The following is a 19,468-nucleotide window of genomic DNA, read 5'->3' as shown; positions in this document are numbered from 1 at the left end:
GTCAACGGTATTGGAGGAAGACGTTGTCTCGCCCGAACTGGTCACGCAGGGCTTGAATCAAGCTGTCCGCCGGATCGATCCGCCAGTTCTCGCCAAACTGCAGCAGGGCCTTGGCGTCATCCCGGGTGTACTCCATGGTGATCGGGCATGCGCCGCGGTGGCGCTTGAACAGATCACCCAGCCAGCGTAGCTGATCGCCCTTCAGGGCATCGCTGTGGATCTTCAGGCGCAGGCTTTCCGCCAGGTTGGTCCGCGCATCCTCCATGCTCATCACCCGCTTGACCCGCAGGCGCAGGCCGCCGGAGAAGTCGTCGTTGCTGACCTCGCCCTCCACCACCACCATGGCGTCGGTCTGCAGCAGCGACTGCGCCGAATGGAACGCATCGGCAAACAGCGAGGCCTCGATCCGCCCCGAGCGGTCGTCGAGGGTGATGAAGCCCATCTTGTCGCCCTTTTTGTTCTTCATCACCCGCAGGGCGATGATCATGCCGGCCACGGTCTGGGTATCCCGGGCCGGCTTCAGGTCGATGATGCGCTGGCGGGCGAAACGACGGATCTCGCCTTCGTATTCGTCGATCGGGTGCCCGGTCAGGTACAGCCCCAGGGTGTCTTTCTCGCCTTTCAGGCGTTCCTTGAGGGTCAGTTCCTTGGCCTTGCGATGGTTGGCGTAGACATCCGCATCCTCATCGACGAAGACCCCGCCGAACAGGTCGGCGTGGCCACTGTCGTGGGTACGGGCGGTCTGCTCCGCAGCCTTGATCGCTTCTTCCATGGCCGCCAGCAGCACGGCGCGGTTCTGGTCGATATTGGCCTGGTAGGCCTTGGGCTCATCGAAGAAGTGCGGCCCCAGGCGGTCCAGGGCGCCGCTTCGAATCAAGCCGTCCAGGGTCCGCTTGTTGATGCGCTTGAGGTCGACCCTGGCGCAGAAATCGAACAGATCCTTGAAAGGCCCTGCCTCGCGGGCTTCGGTGATGGCTTCCACCGGCCCCTCGCCGACGCCCTTGATCGCCCCCAGGCCGTAGACGATGCGACCTTCGTCGTTCACCGTGAACTTGAACTCGGAGGTGTTCACGTCCGGCGCGTCGAGGCGCAACTTCATGATCCGCACTTCCTCGATCAAGGTCACGACCTTGTCGGTGTTGTGCATATCCGCGGAGAGTACCGCCGCCATGAACGGCGCCGGGTAGTGCGCCTTGAGCCAGGCGGTCTGGTACGACACCAGGCCGTAGGCGGCGGAGTGGGATTTGTTGAAGCCGTAGCCGGCGAACTTTTCCACCAGGTCGAAGATGTTGCCCGCCAGGTCTGCATCGATGTTGTTGCTGGCGCAACCTTCAATGAAGCCGCCCCGCTGCTTGGCCATCTCTTCGGGCTTTTTCTTACCCATGGCCCGGCGCAGCATGTCCGCACCGCCCAGGGTGTAGCCGGCCATGACCTGGGCAATCTGCATCACCTGTTCCTGGTACAGGATGATGCCGTAGGTCGGTGCCAGTACCGGCTGCAGGCCGTCGTACTGATAGTCCGGGTGCGGGTAGGCCAGCTCGGCGCGGCCGTGCTTGCGGTTGATGAAGTCATCCACCATGCCCGATTGCAGCGGCCCCGGACGGAACAGGGCCACCAGTGCGATCAGGTCTTCCAGGCAGTCGGGCTTGAGCTTCTTGATCAGCTCCTTCATGCCCCGGGATTCAAGCTGGAATACTGCGGTGGTTTCAGCTTTCTGCAACAGGCTGTAGGTCGGCTTGTCGTCCAGCGGGATAAAGGCGATATCCAGCGGCTCCTCGCCGACCTTGGCGCGGTCGCGGTTAATGGTTTTCAGTGCCCAGTCGATGATGGTCAGGGTCCGCAGACCGAGGAAGTCGAACTTCACCAGGCCGGCCGCCTCGACGTCATCCTTGTCGAACTGGGTCACCAGGCCACCGCCCTCTTCGTCGCAGTAGATCGGCGAGAAGTCGGTGAGCTTGGTGGGCGCGATCACCACACCCCCGGCGTGCTTGCCGACGTTGCGCACCACGCCCTCGAGCTTGCGCGCCATCTCCCAGATTTCCGCCGCCTCTTCATCGACCTTGATGAAGTCCCGCAGGATCTCCTCTTGCTCGTAGGCTTTTTCCAGGGTCATGCCGACTTCGAAGGGGATCATCTTCGACAGACGGTCGGCCAGGCCGTAAGACTTGCCCTGCACCCGCGCCACGTCACGCACCACCGCCTTGGCCGCCATGGAACCGAAGGTGATGATCTGGCTCACCGCGTTGCGGCCGTATTTCTCGGCCACGTAGTCGATCACCCGGTCGCGACCGTCCATGCAGAAGTCGACGTCGAAGTCGGGCATGGAGACCCGTTCCGGGTTAAGGAAACGTTCGAACAGCAGGTCGTATTCCAGCGGATCGAGGTCAGTGATCTTCTGCACATACGCCACCAGGGAACCGGCACCCGACCCCCGGCCCGGACCTACCGGTACGCCGTTGTTCTTGGCCCACTGGATAAAGTCCATAACGATCAGGAAGTAACCGGGGAAGCCCATCTGGATGATGATATCCAGTTCGAAATTCAGCCGGTCGACGTAGACCTGACGCTTGGCCTCGTAGTCCTCGGTGGTGTCCTTGGGCAGCAGCACGCTGAGGCGCTCTTCCAGGCCGTCGAAGGAAACCTTGCGAAAATACTCATCGATGGTCATGCCATCGGGAATCGGGTAGTCAGGCAAGAAGTGCTTGCCCAGCTTGACCTCGATGTTGCAGCGTTTGGCGATCTCGACAGTGTTTTCCAGCGCCTCGGGCAGGTCACTGAACAGCTCGGCCATTTCTTCGGCGCTTTTCAGGTACTGCTGGTCGCTGTAGTTCTTTGAGCGACGCGGATCGTCCAGGGCCCGGCCTTCACCGATGCAAACCCGGGTTTCGTGGGCTTCGAAGTCTTCCTGCTTGATGAAACGCACGTCGTTGGTAGCCACCAGCGGCGCGCCGATCTTGTCGGCCAGGGCCACCGCAGCGTGCAATTGCTCTTCGTCGTTGGGGCGGTTGGTACGCTGGACTTCCAGGTAGAAGCGCTCGGGGAATACGGCCATCCACTCCCGGGCCAGGGTCTCGGCAACCTCGAGATCGCCGGCGATCAGGGCCATGCCGATCTCGCCCTCCTTGGCCGCCGAGAGCATGATCAGGCCTTCCGCGGCCTCCGCCACCCACTCACGCTCGATGATGATCTGGCCGTTGCGCTGGCCATCGATGAAGCCGCGGGAAATCAGCTCGGTCAGGTTGCGGTAACCCACGGCGTTCATCACCAGCAGGCTGATGCGGCTCAGGGGGTTATCCGGGTCCTTGTTCGACAGCCACAGGTCGGCGCCGCAGATCGGCTTGATCCCCGCACCCATGCTGGTTTTATAGAACTTGACCAGGGAACACATGTTGTTCTGGTCTGTGACCGCCACCGCCGGCATGCCCATGCCGGCCAGCGCCTTGACCAGCGGCTTGATCCGCACCAGACCGTCGACCAGGGAATATTCAGTGTGCAGGCGCAGGTGAACGAATGAAGCCGGCATAGTGATCCTGTAATAAGCGCGAAAACAACAAGGCCCGGATTGTACCGGGCCTCGACTAAAACATCAGCCTCAGGACTGAATCTCGCCCAGCGCCTCGCGGGCTTCGTAGGCTTGCCGCACCGGAGCGAAAGAGCGCCGGTGAATCGGCGTCGGCCCCAGGCGGGCCAGGGCTTCCAGATGCACCGGGGTCGGGTAGCCCTTGTGGCCACCGATGCCATATCCCGGATAGATCAGCTCGAAAGCGGCCATTTCTCGGTCACGGCTGACCTTGGCCAGGATCGATGCCGCAGCAATCGCCGGAACCTTGCTATCGCCCTTGACCACCGCTTCAGCCGGCATCGCCAGCTTCGGGCAACGGTTGCCATCGATCATCGCCAGCTTCGGGGTCACACTCAGCCCCTCCACCGCGCGCTGCATGGCCAACATGGTGGCATGGAGGATATTCAGCTCGTCGATTTCCTCGACCTCAGCCCGGGCGATGCACCAGCTCAGGGCTTTCTCGCAGATTTCGTCGAACAGCTTCTCGCGCCGGGCTTCGGTGAGCTTCTTCGAATCGTTGAGGCCGAGAATCGGCCGCGTCGGGTCGAGAATCACTGCCGCGGTGACCACTGCACCACACAAAGGGCCGCGGCCGACCTCATCGACCCCGGCCACCAGGTCCTCGGCGTCCGCCACCAGGGTGAAATCCAGGCCCATTTGCATTTTCGGGTTACTCACAGTCATTTGCCGATCAGCCCAAGCACGGCTTGCGCGGCCTGGTTGGATGCGTCGCGACGCAAGGTTCGGTGGATCTCGTCAAAGCCGCGAGTCTGCTCTTCACCACCTTCGATCAGCGGCGACAAGGTCTGGGCCAGAGCATCGGCCGTGGCATCGTCCTGCAGCAGCTCAGGCACCAGGAGGCGCTGGGCCAGCAGGTTCGGCAGGGAAATGTACGGGCTCTTGACCATGCGCTTGAGAATCCAGAAGGTCAGCGGCGCCAGGCGATAAGCCACGACCATCGGGCGCTTGTAGAGCAAGGCTTCCAGGGTCGCGGTACCGGAGGCGATCAACACCGCATCGCAAGCAGCCAGCGCCTTGTGGGACTGGCCATCGAGCAACGTCAGTGGCAGATCACGATTGGCCAGCAACTGCTCCAGCTGGACCCGCCGCTCCGGGCTGGCGCAAGGCATGATGAAACGCACGCCGGGGCGCATGGCCCGCAGGCGCTGAGCGGCATCGAGGAACAAGGCGCCCAGGCGCCCTACTTCGCCACCGCGACTACCGGGCATCAAGGCCACCAACGGCCCTTCTGGCAACCCCAGCTCCGCGCGTGCAGCGGCTCGGTCGGCCTCCAGCGGAATGGCATCGGCCAGAGAGTGACCGACGAACTTCACCGGTACCCCCTTCTCTTCATAGAAGCGGGCTTCGAAGGGGAACAGGGTCAGCATCAGGTCGCAGCCTTCGCGGATCTTCAGCACCCGCTTCTGCCGCCAGGCCCAGACCGAAGGGCTGACGTAGTGCACGGTCTTGATCCCGGCCTGACGCAGCTTGAGTTCGATATTCAGGGTGAAATCCGGGGCATCGATACCGATAAACACATCCGGCTTTTCAGCAATCAGGGTCTGGATCAGCTTCTTGCGTCGAGCCAGCAGCTCACGCAGGCGCCCAAGCACCTCTACCAGCCCCATGACCGCCAGGCGCTCCATGGGGAAGTAGGAAACAAGGCCTTCGGCCTCCATCAGCGGACCACCGACCCCTATGAATTCGACGGCCGGGTGCTGAACCTTGAGAGCTCGCATCAAACCGGCGCCGAGAATGTCGCCGGAGGCTTCGCCAGCCACCAGCGCAATACGCAGAGTGCTCATGATTAACGGGTGATGCCGCGAGTCGAGGACTGGATCGAGTCACGAAAGACCGCGACTTCAGGGAACTGTGCAGCCAGCTCGGCCAGCTCGGCCAAGGCCTGATCAACCGTCAGCCCCTGGCGATAGACCGTTTTGTAGGCACGACGCAGCGCGTGGATCGCATCTTCGCTGAAGCCGCGACGGCGCATGCCTTCGAAGTTCATGCTGCGGGCTTCGGCGGGGTTGCCGAATACGGTGACGAATGCCGGCACGTCCTTGCCGATGGCGGTGCCCATGCCGGAAAAGCTGTGGGCGCCGATATGGCAATACTGATGCACCAGGGTGAAACCGGAGAGAATCGCCCAGTCATCCACATGCACATGGCCGGCCAAGGCGGTGTTGTTGACCAGGATGCAGTGGTTGCCGATAACACTGTCATGGCCGATGTGGGCATAGGCCATGACCAGGTTGTGATCACCCAGAGTGGTTTCGGAACGATCCTGGACGGTGCCACGGTGAATGGTCACGCCTTCGCGGATCACGTTGTGGTCACCGATCACCAGGCGGGTTTCCTCGCCCTTGTATTTCAGATCAGGCGTGTCCTCACCTACCGACGAAAACTGGTAGATGCGGTTGTGCTTACCGATCCGGGTAGGGCCCTTGAGAATCACATGGGGCCCGATCACTGTACCCTCGCCGATTTCCACACCAGCGCCGACGATCGACCACGGGCCAACCTCAACGTCGTCGGCCAGGACGGCCGTCGGATCGATGATTGCGCGAGGGTCAATCAAACTCATAGTTTGCGTTCCGCACAGATGATCTCGGCAGAGCACACCGGCTTGCCGTCGACCGAAGCCTGGCATTCGAACTTCCAGATCTGGCGCTTGCAGCTGATGAACTTGGCTTCAAGGATCAGCTGGTCGCCCGGCAGCACCGGCTGGCGGAAGCGCAGCTTGTCGGAACCGACGAAGTAATAGAGGGTGCCGTCGGCGGGCTTCACGTCGAGCATCTTGAAACCGAGAATGCCCGCAGCCTGAGCCATGGCCTCGATGATCAGCACGCCCGGCATGATCGGGTGCGCAGGGAAGTGACCATTGAAGAACGGTTCATTGATGCTGACATTCTTGTAGGCACGAATGCACTTGCCTTCAACATCCAGGTCCACTACCCGATCCACCAACAGGAAAGGGTAACGGTGAGGCAAGTATTCGCGAATCTCGTTGATGTCCATCATTTCGGGGGGAAGCCTGTAGTAAAGAGTGGGAGCGCGCGACTAACGCAGGCTCCTCTAGCAAATCAAGGAGGCAGTCTAGCGGCTGTGCACACTTGATATGGAAATGGTATCAGCCATCAGATGAAGCATTGCCGCCGGGGGTCACGTCCCCAACGCGCTTTTCCAACTGACGCAAGCGCCGTGCAAGGTCATCCAGCTGGCGGATGCGTGCCGCGCTTTTGCGCCACTCGGCAGCAGGCTGCATGGCCGTACCGGAAGAGTAGGCGCCCGGTTCGGTAATCGAGTGGGTCACCATGGTCATCCCGGTGAGGAATACGTTGTCGCAAATATCGATATGCCCAACCAGGCCCACGCCACCGGCGAGCATACAGTGCTTGCCGATCTTGGTACTGCCGGAGATCCCCACACAAGCAGCCATGGCGGTGTGATCACCGACTTGGACGTTGTGGGCGATCTGGATCTGGTTGTCCAGCTTCACGCCATTGCCAATGACGGTATCGGCCAGGGCACCGCGGTCGATCGCCGTGTTGACGCCGATTTCCACATCGTCACCGATGGTCACGCCGCCAATCTGGGCGATTTTCTGCCAGACGCCTTTTTCATTGGCAAAACCAAAGCCTTCCCCCCCCAGCACAGCACCTGACTGAATGACCACACGCTTGCCGATACGCACGTCGTGGTACAGGGTCACCCGTGGTGCCAACCAGCCACCTTCGCCGATTTCGCAGCGGGCGCCGATAAAGCAGTGAGCGCCGATGGTCACACCTGCAGCAATCCGCGCACCGCTCTCGATCACGGCAAAGGGGCCAATGCTGGCCGCAGGATCTACCTGCGCATCAGCGGCAATCACCGCAGAAGGATGAACACCTGCCTGTGCCTTTGGCTTGGGATCGAACAAATGGGAAATGCGCGCATAGGCCAGGTAGGGATCGGCCACTACCAGTGCATCACCGGCATAGGCTTCGGCATCCGCGGCCTTCAACAGCACCGCGCCGGCCTGACAGTCCACCAAGTACTTGCGGTACTGGGGATTTGCCAAAAAGCTCAACTGAGCTGGGCCAGCCTCCTGCAAGGTGGCTAGCCCAGTGATTTCCTTCTCCCCGTCGCCACTCAAGGTGGCGCCGAGGAACTCGGCCAACTGGCCGAGCTTTATGGTCGCGGTCATGGCTTACTTCAGCTGATTCATACGCTCGATAACCTGGCGAGTGATGTCGTACTGAGGTTTGACATCAATCACTGCGCCACGCTCGAAGACCAGGTCGAAACCGCCTTTCTTGATGACTTCTTCCACAGCGCTGTCCAGCTTCGGCTTCAGCTGCTTGAGCATTTCGCGGTCGGCAACGGCTTTGGCTTCGTTCAGCTCTTTGGACTGGAACTGGAAGTCACGGGCCTTTTGCTTGAACTCGAGCTCCAGGCGTTCACGCTCGCCCTGCTGCATCTTGTCGCCACCGGCCACCAGACGGTCCTGGATGCCTTTGGCGCTGCTTTCCAGAGTCTTCAGCTTGGTCAACTGCGGACCGAACTTTTTCTCGGCATCCACGGCGTACTTCTTGGCTGCGTCAGATTCCAGCAGGGCCATCTGATAGTTCAGGACGGCGATTTTCATTTCGGCAAATGCCGGGCTCGCGACCAGAACGGTGGCCAGGAGAACCAATTGAGTCAACTTACGCACGATGCACTCCTACAAAATCCATTGTCGTTATCTTGGATCAGGCTATTAGAAAGTCTGACCGAGAGAGAATTGGAACACCTGGGTTTCAGCGTCATCCGGTTTCTTGATCGGCATCGCCAGGGCGAAGCTCAATGGACCCAGAGCGGTGACCCAAGTCACACCGACACCAACCGAACTGGCCAGATTGCTCAGGCTGATATCGTTGCACTGCGTTTTCACGTTCGACGCCGCAATGGTGTTGGACGTGCTTTCACAGCGAGAGTTGAAGACGTTACCCACATCCCAGAACAAGGAGGTACGCAGCGAGCGCTGATCCTTGACGAAAGGCAACGGGAACAGCAACTCGGCACCACCCTGGATCAATACGTTACCGCCGAATGGCAGCGGATCCTGGTCCGGGTCGGCAGCCGTACCGACGTTACCGGTTACACCAGCACCACGACTAGGAGTACTGCGTGGGCCCAGAGTGCTGTCCTTGAAGCCACGTACCGAGTTGAAGCCACCAGCATAGTAGTTCTCGTAGAACGGCAAGCCCTTGGTATCACCAAAGCCGTCGCCATAACCCAGCTCGGTATGGAAGCGCATGGTGTAGTTCTCACTCAACGGCGTGAACAACTGGCCACGGTAGTCGAGCTTGAAGAACGACAGATCGCTGCCCGGGGTGGTGGTTTCCAGCACCAGGCTTTGCGAGTGACCGCGGGTCGCCAATACGCCTTTGTTCAGGGTCGATTCGGACCAGCCGGCCGAGGCCTTGAAGTTCAGGTAGCTGTCGCCCTGCTTGTTCACGAAGTCGAAGATTTCGTCGACGGTGTACAGGCCGGTCTTGATCTTGTCCTGCTGCGCAGTCAGACCGAAGGTCAGACGCGAAGTCTCGCTGATCGGGTAGCCCACGCTGACGCCGGCACCCAGGCTGTCCACCGCATAGCTGGCCACGTCGACGTCGAGGTCTTTGTAGTCAGTGGTGCGATAGAAGGCGTTGTAGCCCAGGCTCACGCCATCGGCGGTCCAGTAGGGGTCTACGTAGCCGAAGTTGTAGCGGCTCTGGTATTCGCTGCGGGTCAGGCCGATGCTGACCTTGTTACCGGTACCCAGGAAGTTGTTCTGGGTGATCGAACCACCGAGGATCAGGCCCGCGCTCTGGGCAAAACCGACGCTGGCGGTGATCGAACCGGACGCTTGTTCTTCAACCGCGTAGTTCACGTCTACCTGGTCATCCACACCCGGCACGGCCGGGGTCTCGACGTTGACTTCCTTGAAGAAGCCCAGGCGCTCAAGACGAGTCTTGGATTGATCGATCAGGTAGGTCGAAGCCCAGCCGCCTTCCATCTGGCGCATCTCGCGGCGCAGCACTTCGTCCTCGGACTTGGTGTTGCCACGGAAGTTGATGCGGTTGACGTAGGCACGCTTGCCCGGGTCCACCACAAAGGTGATGTCCACGGTGTGGTCTTCATCGTGAGGCTGAGGCACGCCGTTGACGTTGGCGAAGGTATAACCCTCGTTGCCCAGGCGGCGAGTGATGAGTTCGGAAGTGGTGGTCATCAGCTTGCGCGAGAACACCTGGCCCTTCTCCACCAGCAGCAGCGCCTTGACCTGGTCTTCAGGGACTTTCAGGTCACCGCTGAGCTTTACGTCACGAACGCTGTACTTCTCGCCTTCGTTGACGTTGACGGTGATGTAGACATGCTTCTTGTCCGGGGTGATGGACACCTGGGTCGAGGCGATATCCATGTTGATATAGCCGCGGTCCAGGTAGTAGGAACGCAGGCGCTCCAGGTCACCGGAGAGTTTTTCACGGGCGTACTTGTCGTCGTTCTTGAAGAACGACAGCCAGTTGGTGGTCTTGAGTTCGAACAGGCCGATCAGGTCTTCATCGGGGAAGACGGTGTTGCCTACCACGTTGATGTGCTGGATGGCTGCGACTGTGCCTTCGTTGATCTTGACCTTCAGGCCAACCCGGTTACGTGGCTGCGGCACGACTTCGGTTTCAACGCTGGCCGAGTAACGACCCTGAGCGACATATTGACGCTGCAGCTCGTTGCGCACGCCTTCGAGGGTCGCGCGCTGGAAGATTTCACCTTCCGCCAGACCGGACTGCTTGAGCCCTTTCATCAGGTCTTCAGTAGAGATCGCCTTGTTGCCTTCGATCTCGATACTGGCAACCGACGGACGTTCGACTACCGTGATGACCAGGACGTTGCCATCGCGGCCCAGCTGGATGTCTTGAAAGAAACCGGTTTTGAACAGCGCACGAGTGGATTCCACCAGGCGACGGTCGTCCGCCTGCTCGCCGACGTTCAACGGCAAGGCACCAAAGACGCTACCCGCGGAAACGCGCTGGAGGCCGTTGACGCGGATATCGGAGATAGTGAAGGACTCGGCGTGAACTTCGGCGATCATCAATACGGTGAGAACCGCAGTTAGCAGCAGACGTTTCATGAAGTCCTTTCTTATTCCAACTGGCAATAAACAAACTGCCGCAAAATGCGGCAGATTCGCAATTCAGCGAAGCGTTACAGACGACCCAGATCGTTGACCAGAGCAAGCAACATGACTCCGACCACCAAGCTGATACCGATCTGTATCCCCCAACCTTGCACCCGATCCGACAAGGGACGACCACGCGCCCACTCGATCAGATAAAACAGCAAATGCCCCCCATCCAGCACCGGGATGGGCAACAAATTCAGAACACCCAGGCTAATACTCAGATAAGCAAGGAAATTCAAGAAATCAGCAATGCCCGACTGGGCAGAAGCGCCCGCCACTTTAGCAATGGTTATCGGTCCACTCAAGTTTTTTACCGAGAGCTCGCCGAACAACATTTTCTTCAGCGATTCGAGGGTCAGGACGCTCATGGTCCAGGTCCGTCGGGCCCCTTCACCAATCGCCTCCAACGGCCCGTAGCTGACCTCGCGAAGCATCTGCGGCGGCCAATCTACCGCTTTCACCCCGGCCCCCAGGTAGCCATTTGGCGCTTTGCTTTCGCCGCGGCTGGCCAAGGTCACGGGGACGTCGATTTGAGCACCATCGCGCTCGACATGCAGCACAATTTTCGTATCAGGGTGCACACGGACCCAATCCACCACTTGCTGCCAGTCATTGAGGGGCTGGCCATCAAGGGCCAACAGACGATCGCCGGTCTTCAGGCCAGCGGCCTGGGCCGGGCCCTTGGGGTCAAGTTCAGCCAGCACCGGCGGCAGGGCCGGACGCCACGGACGAATGCCCAGGGAGCGAATCGGATCCGGCTCATCAGCCCCTTTCAACCATTTATCCAATTCCAGCTGGCGCGGCGAATCCACAGTGGCGCCCTGCTCACGCACCAGCACCTGCAGCGCACCGCTTTCACCCAGGCGCCGCACCAGTTGCAGGTTCACGGCCGCCCAGCCGGTAGTCGGCTCGCCGTCGATGGCGACGATTTCCTGGCCGGCACTGAGCCCGGCCTTGGCAGCAATACTGCCAGCCTCTACATCACCGATGACCGGCCGCACCTGCTGGCTGCCCAGCATCGCCAGGGCCCAGAAAAACACCAGTGCGAGGAGGAAGTTGGCAATCGGACCGGCAGCAACAATCGCGATACGCTGGCGAACCGACTTGCGGTTGAAGGACTGATCGAGCTCCTCGGCAGCTACCTCGCCTTCACGCTCATCCAGCATCTTCACATAGCCGCCCAGCGGGATAGCGGCGATGACGAACTCGGTGCCGCGACGATCATGCCAGCGCAGCAAGGGCATGCCAAAGCCCACGGAGAAGCGCAGAACCTTGACGCCACAGCGACGGGCGACCCAGAAGTGACCGAATTCATGGAAGGTGACCAGCACACCCAGGGCTACCAGGGTGCCGACAATCATATAGAGCGCGCTCATCTACTTTCTCCGCAATCCTATTCGCCGCCACTCGCCCCGGTCGCGAATCCTATCGCCCGTTACGCTGCAACCATTGTTGCGCCAGGACTCGAGCCCTGGCGTCTGCCGCAAACACTGCGTCGAGTTCATTGACTGCGACCACAGGCTCACGGGTTAAAACCTCATCGATGATACTCGCGATCTCCGGGTAGCGGATGCGCCGCTCGAGAAACGCCGATACCGCCACCTCATTGGCCGCATTCAGCATGGCCGGAGCGCTGTTACCCGCCTCGGCAGCTTGCCGTGCCAGGCGCAGGCAAGGGAACCGCTGCTCGTCGGGTGCCTGGAAATCCAGGCGAGCAATGGCGAACAGATCCAGCGGCGCTACACCGGAATCAATGCGCTCCGGCCAGGCCAGGGCATTGGCGATCGGGGTGCGCATATCCGGATTACCCAACTGCGCCAGGACCGAGCCGTCGACGTAATCCACCAGCGAGTGGATCACGCTTTGCGGGTGCACCACCACTTCGACCTGGGAAGGCCTGGCATCAAATAGCCAGCAGGCCTCGATCAGTTCCAGCCCCTTGTTCATCATGCTTGCCGAGTCCACGGAGATCTTGCGCCCCATGGACCAGTTCGGATGGGCACAGGCCTGTTCGGGGGAAACATGCTCAAGCTCTTCCAGAGGCGTCTGACGGAAAGGACCGCCCGAAGCCGTCAGAAGAATACGTCGCACACCGACCCGACTCAGCCCGCGGGAAAAATCCGCGGGCATGCATTGAAAGATCGCATTGTGTTCACTGTCGATAGGCAACAGCACGGAACCACTCCTGCCCACTGCCTGCATGAACAGCGCGCCAGACATCACCAGCGCTTCCTTGTTGGCCAACAGGATCTTCTTGCCAGCCTCAACCGCCGCCAGAGTCGGGCGCAACCCCGCCGCACCGACAATCGCCGCCATCACGGCATCGACTTCCGGAGCCGAGGCCACCTCGCACAACCCCTGCTCCCCCACCAGCACCTGGGTAGCCAGGCCGGCGGCGCGCAAATCTTGCTGAAGGCGGCTGGCGGCCGCGGCCTCGGGCACCACCGCAAAACGGGGCTCATGTTTTACGCACAACGCCAGCAACTCGGCCAGACGCGTGAAGCCCGTCAGGGCAAACACTTGATAACGATCCGGATGACGGGCAATCACATCCAGGGTGCTCAGACCGATAGAGCCGGTAGCCCCCAGAACCGTGATCTGCTGTACAGCAGTCACAGCGCAGCCATCCACAACAGCACGGCAAACACCGGAATGGCCGCGGTCAGGCTGTCGATGCGGTCCAGCACCCCACCATGACCGGGCAACAGGTTACTACTGTCCTTGATACCCGACTGGCGCTTGAACATGCTCTCGGTCAGGTCGCCGACCACCGAAATGAATACAACGATCGCTGCACCCAGCAGCCCCAGGATCATCTGCCCCAGGGTCCAGTCACGCACCAGCCCCACCACCGCGGTGATCACCAGGCTCAACGCCAGGCCGCCGTACACGCCCTCCCAGCTCTTGCCCGGGCTGACCTGGGGCGCCAGCTTGCGCTTGCCGAAGGCCTTGCCGGAGAAGTAGGCACCGATATCCGCGCCCCACACCAGCACCATCACCGCCATGATCAACCAGTTGCCCAGTGGCAATTGCTTGATGAACACCAGCCCTTGCCAGGCCGGCAGCAGGATCAGCAGGCCGATCAACAACTTGGAGGCGGCACCGGACCATTGCTCGCTGGAACGCGGATAGGTCAGCACCAGGTAGGTCGCCAGCGCCCACCACAGCACCGCAGCCCCCAGCACCCAGGGCGCAACGCCCGGAACCAGATGCATCAGGAACAACAGCGCCGCCACCACCACGGCGAAGGCCACCCGAGCCGGCTGCGCCTCGAAGCCCGCCAGACGCGCCCACTCCCAGGCACCGAGGCTTACCACCAGACCGATGAACAGGGCGAACCCCGAGCCTTCGAGCAGGAAGAACCCGCACAAGGCGATCGGCAGCAGGATCAGCGCAGTAATGATTCGTTGTTTAAGCATTAAACCCGGGCTCCAGCCTCGACCTGCTCGCTCGTCTTACCGAAGCGCCGCTGGCGAGATGCGTAATCGGCCAATGCGTTACGCATGGCTTCGTGTTTGAAGTCCGGCCAGAACAGGTCGGAGAAATACAGCTCGGCATAGGCCAGCTGCCACAACAGGAAATTGCTGATGCGATGCTCGCCACCGGTCCGGATGCACAGGTCCGGCAGCGGCAGGTCGCCGGTCGCCAGGCAGGTCTGCAGCAGGCCCGGAGTGATGTCCTCAGGCCGCAGATGCCCGGCCTGGACCTCGCGCGCCAGGCGCTGGGCGGCCTGAGCGATATCCCACTGGCCGCCATAGTTGGCGGCGATCTGCAGGATGAAACGATCACTGCCCGCGGTAATGGCCTCCGCTTCGCGCATCGCCGCCTGCAACTCGGGATGGAAGCGTGAACGATCGCCAATGATCCGCAGGCTGATGTTGTTCTCGTTGAGGCGCTTGGCTTCACGACGCAGGGCCTTGAAGAACAGATCCATCAAGGCACTGACTTCGTCAGCCGGGCGCTGCCAGTTCTCACTGGAAAAGGCAAACAGGGTCAGCACCTCGACCTTGGCCTCAGCGCACACTTCGATCACTGCACGTACCGCATCGACACCCGCCTTATGCCCGGCGACACCCGGCATAAAGCGTTTTTTTGCCCAGCGGTTATTACCGTCCATGATGATCGCCACATGGCGCGGCACCGAGGACAACACGGACTGCTTGGTCTTTTCCATGAAAACGCCTGACCCTTATACGGCCATCAAGTCCTTTTCTTTTTCCTCAGTCGCCTTGGCGATCTGAGCTTCAAAGTCCTTGATCAGCTTATCGATTTCGGCGCTGCCACGGCGCTCTTCGTCTTCGCTGATTTCCTTGTCCTTGGTCAGCTTCTTCAACTCACCCAGGGCATCGCGGCGAATATTGCGCACTGCAACCCGCGCATCCTCGGCGGCAGCACGCGCCTGCTTGGTGAAGCCCTTGCGGGTTTCCTCGGTCAGCGGTGCCATCTTGATCAGCAGCAGCTCACCCAGGTTGGTCGGATTGAGGTTAAGACCGGCACTGCCGATGGCCTTGTCGATGGCTCCGAGCATATTGCGCTCGAACGGCACTACCTGCAGGGTCTGGGAGTCCTTCACGGTAACGTTGGCAACGCCACTCAACGGTGTGTCGGTACCGTAGTAAGGCACCATCACACTGCCCAGGATGCTGGGGTGAGCCTTGCCGGTGCGAATCTGGCCGAATGCATGGGCCAGGGACTCCAGGGATTTCTTCATGCGCTCTTGAGCGTCTTTCTTGATTTCGTTGATCATTGCTCGCCTTCCTCGATCAGGGTTCCTTCAGCGCCACCATGCACGATATTCAGCAGGGCGCCGGGCTTGTTCATGTTAAATACCCGCAGCGGCATCTTGTGGTCGCGGCACAGGCAGATTGCCGTCAGGTCCATCACTCCCAGCTTGCGATCCAGCACTTCATCGTAAGTCAGATGATCGAACTTCTCGGCATGCGGGTCCTTGAACGGGTCTGCAGTGTAAACACCATCGACCTTGGTTGCCTTGAGCACCACGTCGGCATCGATCTCGATAGCGCGCAGGCAGGCTGCGGAGTCGGTGGTGAAGAACGGGTTGCCGGTACCGGCCGCGAAGATCACCACCTCTTTGGAGTTCAGGTGGCGCATCGCCTTGCGACGGTCATAGTGATCGGTCACGCCGACCATGGAAATAGCCGACATCACGATGGCCGAGATATTCGCACGTTCCAGTGCATCACGCATGGCCAGGGCGTTCATCACAGTGGCCAGCATGCCCATGTGGTCGCCCGTGACCCGATCCATCCCGGCCGCGCTCAATGCAGCGCCACGGAACAGGTTGCCACCACCGATCACCAAGCCTACCTGGACGCCGATACCAACCAGCTGGCCGACTTCCAGCGCCATGCGATCCAGCACCTTGGGATCGATCCCGAACTCTTCCGAGCCCATCAGGGCCTCGCCGCTAAGCTTGAGTAGAATGCGTTTATAGCGAGCTTGATAACCACTGCCCTGCTGAGCCATTGCGAATCTCTCCTGCGGCGTATTTAAAAAATTCTTTGCGGGCTGTTTACAGCCTGCGTTCACTCTAGCTTGACGCTGTCACAGCGCCATCAGAACACGACTTTGTAAGGCGGTTCCGAGGATAAACAACTAAATTACCCTGCCCATTTGAAAAGAGGCTGCGCGCGTGAGCGGGCAGCCTCTTCTGGGCGACAGTTGAAAAAACCGTCTTACTGTTGCTTGGCAGCAGCCAGTTGTGCAGCAACTTCTTCGGCGAAGTTGTCTTCTTTCTTCTCGATGCCTTCACCTACCGCGAAACGGGTGAAGGAAACGATTTCAGCGCCGCCTTTCTTGGCCAGAGCACCTACGGTGATTTCTGGGTCCTTGACGAAAGCTTGCTCAACCAGGCTGGCTTCGGCCAGGAACTTGCTGATACGGCCAGCGATCATTTTTTCAACGATTTCGGCTGGCTTGCCTTTCATCTTGTCTTCGTTCAGCTGCAGGAACACAGCCTTTTCACGCTCGATCGCTTCAGCCGAAACTTGCGATGGCAGCAGGAACTCAGGGTTGCTGGCCGCTACGTGCATGGCGATGTCTTTGGCCAGTTCAACGGAACCGCCTTTCAGAACAACCGCAACACCGATCTTGTTACCGTGCAGGTAGGTGCCGACCACGTCGCCTTCAACGCGAGCCAGACGACGGATGTTGACGTTCTCGCCAGTCTTGCCAACCAGGATCAGGCGGGCAGCTTCTTGAGCTTCGATCAGCGGAGCGGCGTCGGTCAGCTTGTCAGCGAAAGCCTTTTCCACGCTAGCGGCAACGAATGCCTTGAAATCGTCCTGCAGAGCCAGGAAGTCGGTCTGCGAGTTGACTTCCAGCAGGACAGCGGCTTTACCGTCGTCCTTGATGGCGATAGCGCCTTCAGCAGCAACGTTGCCTGCTTTCTTGGCAGCCTTGATGGCGCCGGAAGCACGCATGTCATCAATGGCTTTTTCGATGTCGCCGCCGGCCTTGGTCAAGGCCTTTTTGCAGTCCATCATGCCTTCGCCGGTACGCTCGCGCAGTTCTTTGACCAACGCTGCAGTAATCTCTGCCATTTTCAAAATCCTCTTGGATAGGTTTTCAACCATTCCACCCGATCGAACGGGCGCTCAATTCTTGGGCATTGCCCCGAAACCACTTCATAACAGCCCCGCATTACAGAAACTGTCGGGGCGCGACGACGAAATGATTTTCGAGTTGGCAAAAAGGGGGCCAAGCCCCCTTTTTGCGTGCTGAGTCAACGCTACGCGTCAGTTACTCAGGCTTCAGCCGCCGGTGCTGCAGCTTCTTCGAACACTTCGGTGCCGCCAGCAACGTTGTTGCGACCACGGATCACAGCGTCAGCCATCGAACCCATGTACAGCTGGATGGCGCGAATGGCGTCATCGTTGCCTGGGATGATGTAGTCAACGCCTTCCGGGCTGCTGTTGGTATCGACAACGCCGATGACCGGGATGCCCAGCTTGTTGGCTTCGGTGATCGCGATGCGCTCGTGGTCAACGTCGATCACGAACAGTGCGTCAGGCAGGCCGCCCATGTCCTTGATACCACCCAGGGAACGATCCAGCTTTTCCAGATCGCGAGTGCGCATCAGCGCCTCTTTCTTGGTCAGCTTGGCGAAGGTGCCGTCTTCTGCTTGCACTTCAAGGTCACGCAGACGCTTGATGGAAGCACGGATGGTTTTGTAGTTGGTCAGCATGCCGCCCAACCAGCGGTGATCGACGTACGGCGAACCGCAACGTGCTGCTTCTTCAGCAACGATCTTGCCAGCGGAACGCTTGGTGCCGACGAACAGAATCTTGTTTTTGCCCTGGGCCAGACGCTCTACGAAAGTCAGAGCTTCGTTGAACATTGGCAGGGTTTTTTCAAGGTTGATGATGTGGATCTTGTTGCGCGCGCCGAAAATGTACTTGCCCATTTTCGGATTCCAGTAACGGGTTTGGTGACCGAAGTGCACACCGGCCTTCAGCATATCGCGCATGTTGACTTGGGACATGATAGTTCCTTAATAAGTCGGGTTAGGCCTCCACGTATCCCAATGACCAACCAACAGCTTGTGCTGAGGGCACCCAGGTCATCGTGTCGACACGTGTGTGGGTTTGAGCTTTTCGGGGCATCCCCGGAAAGCGGCGCATTTTATACCACAGCAAGGGCAAAAACGGAACCCGGATTCACACTCGGCGATCCGCAAGCATTTTGCCCGCCTCTTGGAATCGGTCCAGAATGCACCATTGTATGGAGAGAAGCGCCAGCAGAACCTCAGATTTGCGCTGAGCCTCTGTTAGAATCGCACCTTTGCGGCTTTTGAAAACCTTGTTGGTCCATCGTAGGCCAAGCCTTGCGCATGCGGGTTTTCGAGCCATTTCCGTGTTTATCGCGCCCCTGGGCGTCAAGAGAGCCTGTATGACCGTCACCCTCAAAACTCCCGAGGACATCGCCAAAATGCGTGTCGCCGGCAAACTGGCCGCCGACGTGCTGGAAATGATTGCCGAGCATGTCAAACCCGGTGTCACCACCGAAGAACTGGACCGCATCTGCCATGACTACATCGTCAATGTGCAAGGTGCGATCCCTGCCCCGCTGAACTACAAGGGCTTCCCCAAATCCATCTGCACCTCGATCAACCACGTGGTGTGCCACGGCATTCCCAACGAGAAGCCGCTGAAGGATGGCGACACCCTGAACATCGATGTGACCGTCATCAAGGACGGCTACCACGGCGACACCAGCCGCATGTTCCACGTCGGCACCGTGCCGGTCTGGGCCGAGCGCCTGTCGCAGATCACCCAGGAATGCATGTACAAGGCCATTGAACTGGTGAAACCGGGCTGCCGCCTGGGCGACATCGGCGAAGTGATCCAGAAGCACGCGGAAAAGAACGGTTTCTCGGTGGTACGCGAGTTCTGCGGCCACGGCATCGGCAAGGTGTTCCACGAAGAGCCGCAGATCCTGCACTACGGCCGTGCCGGTACCGGCATGGAGCTCAAGGCCGGCATGACCTTCACCATCGAGCCGATGATCAACCAGGGCAAGGCCGACACGAAGGTCCTGGGCGACGGCTGGACCGCCATCACCAAGGACCGCAAGCTCTCCGCGCAGTGGGAACACACCCTGCTGGTCACCGAGACCGGCTACGAGATCTTCACCCTGCGCAGCGATGACACCATCGCCCGGGTGTCAGCCTGATCCACAACGCTGCGTCCCGACCTTATAGATAG

General features: G+C 60.0%; 17 protein-coding genes. 1 reads left to right on the top strand and 16 read right to left on the bottom strand.

Annotation, left to right across the window (positions count from 1 at the left end; all coding sequences use genetic code 11):
* Position 1: 1 nt before the first annotated feature.
* The 16 genes from dnaE to rpsB form a co-directional block, all read right to left on the bottom strand.
* Positions 2–3,523 (bottom strand): DNA polymerase III subunit alpha, encoded by a 3,522-nt coding sequence (dnaE, locus tag A9971_RS08375; protein WP_183001389.1) that lies wholly within the window; start codon positions 3,521–3,523, stop codon positions 2–4.
* 69 nt (positions 3,524–3,592) lie between these two features.
* A complete protein-coding gene (gene rnhB / locus A9971_RS08370) occupies positions 3,593–4,225 on the bottom strand; it encodes a ribonuclease HII (RefSeq protein ID WP_015634336.1) in 633 nt (210 codons plus the stop codon).
* A gap of 17 nt (positions 4,226–4,242) precedes the next feature.
* Positions 4,243–5,367, bottom strand: a complete 1,125-nt coding sequence (gene lpxB / locus A9971_RS08365) for a lipid-A-disaccharide synthase (protein WP_065364546.1) — start codon at positions 5,365–5,367, stop codon at positions 4,243–4,245.
* Between the two features lie 2 nt (positions 5,368–5,369).
* Positions 5,370–6,146 carry an acyl-ACP--UDP-N-acetylglucosamine O-acyltransferase gene (gene lpxA / locus A9971_RS08360; protein WP_183001388.1) on the bottom strand — a complete coding sequence of 259 codons (777 nt, stop codon included), beginning with the start codon at positions 6,144–6,146 and terminating at the stop codon, positions 5,370–5,372.
* On the bottom strand, positions 6,143–6,583 hold the full coding sequence (fabZ, locus tag A9971_RS08355; RefSeq protein ID WP_007924058.1) for a 3-hydroxyacyl-ACP dehydratase FabZ: 441 nt from the start codon (positions 6,581–6,583) through the stop codon (positions 6,143–6,145). Before fabZ ends, lpxA begins: the two co-directional genes overlap by 4 nt.
* A 109-nt stretch (positions 6,584–6,692) precedes the next feature.
* Entirely contained in the window at positions 6,693–7,748 is a 1,056-nt protein-coding gene (lpxD, locus tag A9971_RS08350; RefSeq protein ID WP_011059534.1) for a UDP-3-O-(3-hydroxymyristoyl)glucosamine N-acyltransferase, read from the bottom strand.
* 3 nt (positions 7,749–7,751) lie between these two features.
* Positions 7,752–8,255, bottom strand: a complete 504-nt coding sequence (locus tag A9971_RS08345; RefSeq protein ID WP_011059533.1) for an OmpH family outer membrane protein — start codon at positions 8,253–8,255, stop codon at positions 7,752–7,754.
* A 45-nt stretch (positions 8,256–8,300) separates the two neighbouring features.
* The gene (bamA, locus tag A9971_RS08340; protein WP_183001387.1) at positions 8,301–10,691 is read right to left on the bottom strand and encodes an outer membrane protein assembly factor BamA; all 2,391 of its coding nucleotides are present in this window, start codon (positions 10,689–10,691) and stop codon (positions 8,301–8,303) included.
* A 74-nt stretch (positions 10,692–10,765) separates the two neighbouring features.
* Positions 10,766–12,118, bottom strand: coding sequence for a sigma E protease regulator RseP (rseP, locus tag A9971_RS08335; RefSeq protein WP_011059531.1), 1,353 nt, complete (start codon positions 12,116–12,118; stop codon positions 10,766–10,768).
* Positions 12,119–12,167: 49 nt separating this feature from the next.
* Positions 12,168–13,358 carry a 1-deoxy-D-xylulose-5-phosphate reductoisomerase gene (ispC, locus tag A9971_RS08330; protein WP_183001386.1) on the bottom strand — a complete coding sequence of 397 codons (1,191 nt, stop codon included), beginning with the start codon at positions 13,356–13,358 and terminating at the stop codon, positions 12,168–12,170.
* A complete protein-coding gene (locus A9971_RS08325; protein WP_183001385.1) occupies positions 13,355–14,161 on the bottom strand; it encodes a phosphatidate cytidylyltransferase in 807 nt (268 codons plus the stop codon). The genes ispC and A9971_RS08325 overlap by 4 nt, the downstream gene beginning before the upstream one ends.
* A complete protein-coding gene (gene uppS, locus A9971_RS08320; protein ID WP_011059528.1) occupies positions 14,161–14,916 on the bottom strand; it encodes a polyprenyl diphosphate synthase in 756 nt (251 codons plus the stop codon). The genes A9971_RS08325 and uppS overlap by 1 nt, the downstream gene beginning before the upstream one ends.
* Before the next feature lie 15 nt (positions 14,917–14,931).
* Positions 14,932–15,489, bottom strand: coding sequence for a ribosome recycling factor (gene frr, locus A9971_RS08315; RefSeq protein WP_011059527.1), 558 nt, complete (start codon positions 15,487–15,489; stop codon positions 14,932–14,934).
* Complete coding sequence (pyrH, locus tag A9971_RS08310; RefSeq protein ID WP_011059526.1) at positions 15,486–16,229, bottom strand: UMP kinase; 744 nt, start codon at positions 16,227–16,229, stop codon at positions 15,486–15,488. Before pyrH ends, frr begins: the two co-directional genes overlap by 4 nt.
* Positions 16,230–16,438: 209 nt before the next feature.
* Positions 16,439–17,305 (bottom strand): translation elongation factor Ts, encoded by an 867-nt coding sequence (gene tsf, locus A9971_RS08305; RefSeq protein ID WP_011059525.1) that lies wholly within the window; start codon positions 17,303–17,305, stop codon positions 16,439–16,441.
* Between the two features lie 203 nt (positions 17,306–17,508).
* Positions 17,509–18,246 (bottom strand): 30S ribosomal protein S2, encoded by a 738-nt coding sequence (rpsB, locus tag A9971_RS08300; protein ID WP_011059524.1) that lies wholly within the window; start codon positions 18,244–18,246, stop codon positions 17,509–17,511.
* A gap of 407 nt (positions 18,247–18,653) precedes the next feature.
* Here rpsB and map point away from each other — a divergent pair, with 407 nt between their 5' ends.
* The gene (gene map, locus A9971_RS08295; protein WP_011059523.1) at positions 18,654–19,436 is read left to right on the top strand and encodes a type I methionyl aminopeptidase; all 783 of its coding nucleotides are present in this window, start codon (positions 18,654–18,656) and stop codon (positions 19,434–19,436) included.
* Positions 19,437–19,468: the final 32 nt, after the last annotated feature.

The organism is Pseudomonas sp. UME65 (assembly GCF_014170225.1).
Taxonomy (GTDB): Bacteria; Pseudomonadota; Gammaproteobacteria; order Pseudomonadales; family Pseudomonadaceae; genus Aquipseudomonas; species Aquipseudomonas protegens.
Note: the sequence above shows the minus strand (reverse complement) of the source record. Positions and strands in the feature narration are given on the sequence as shown.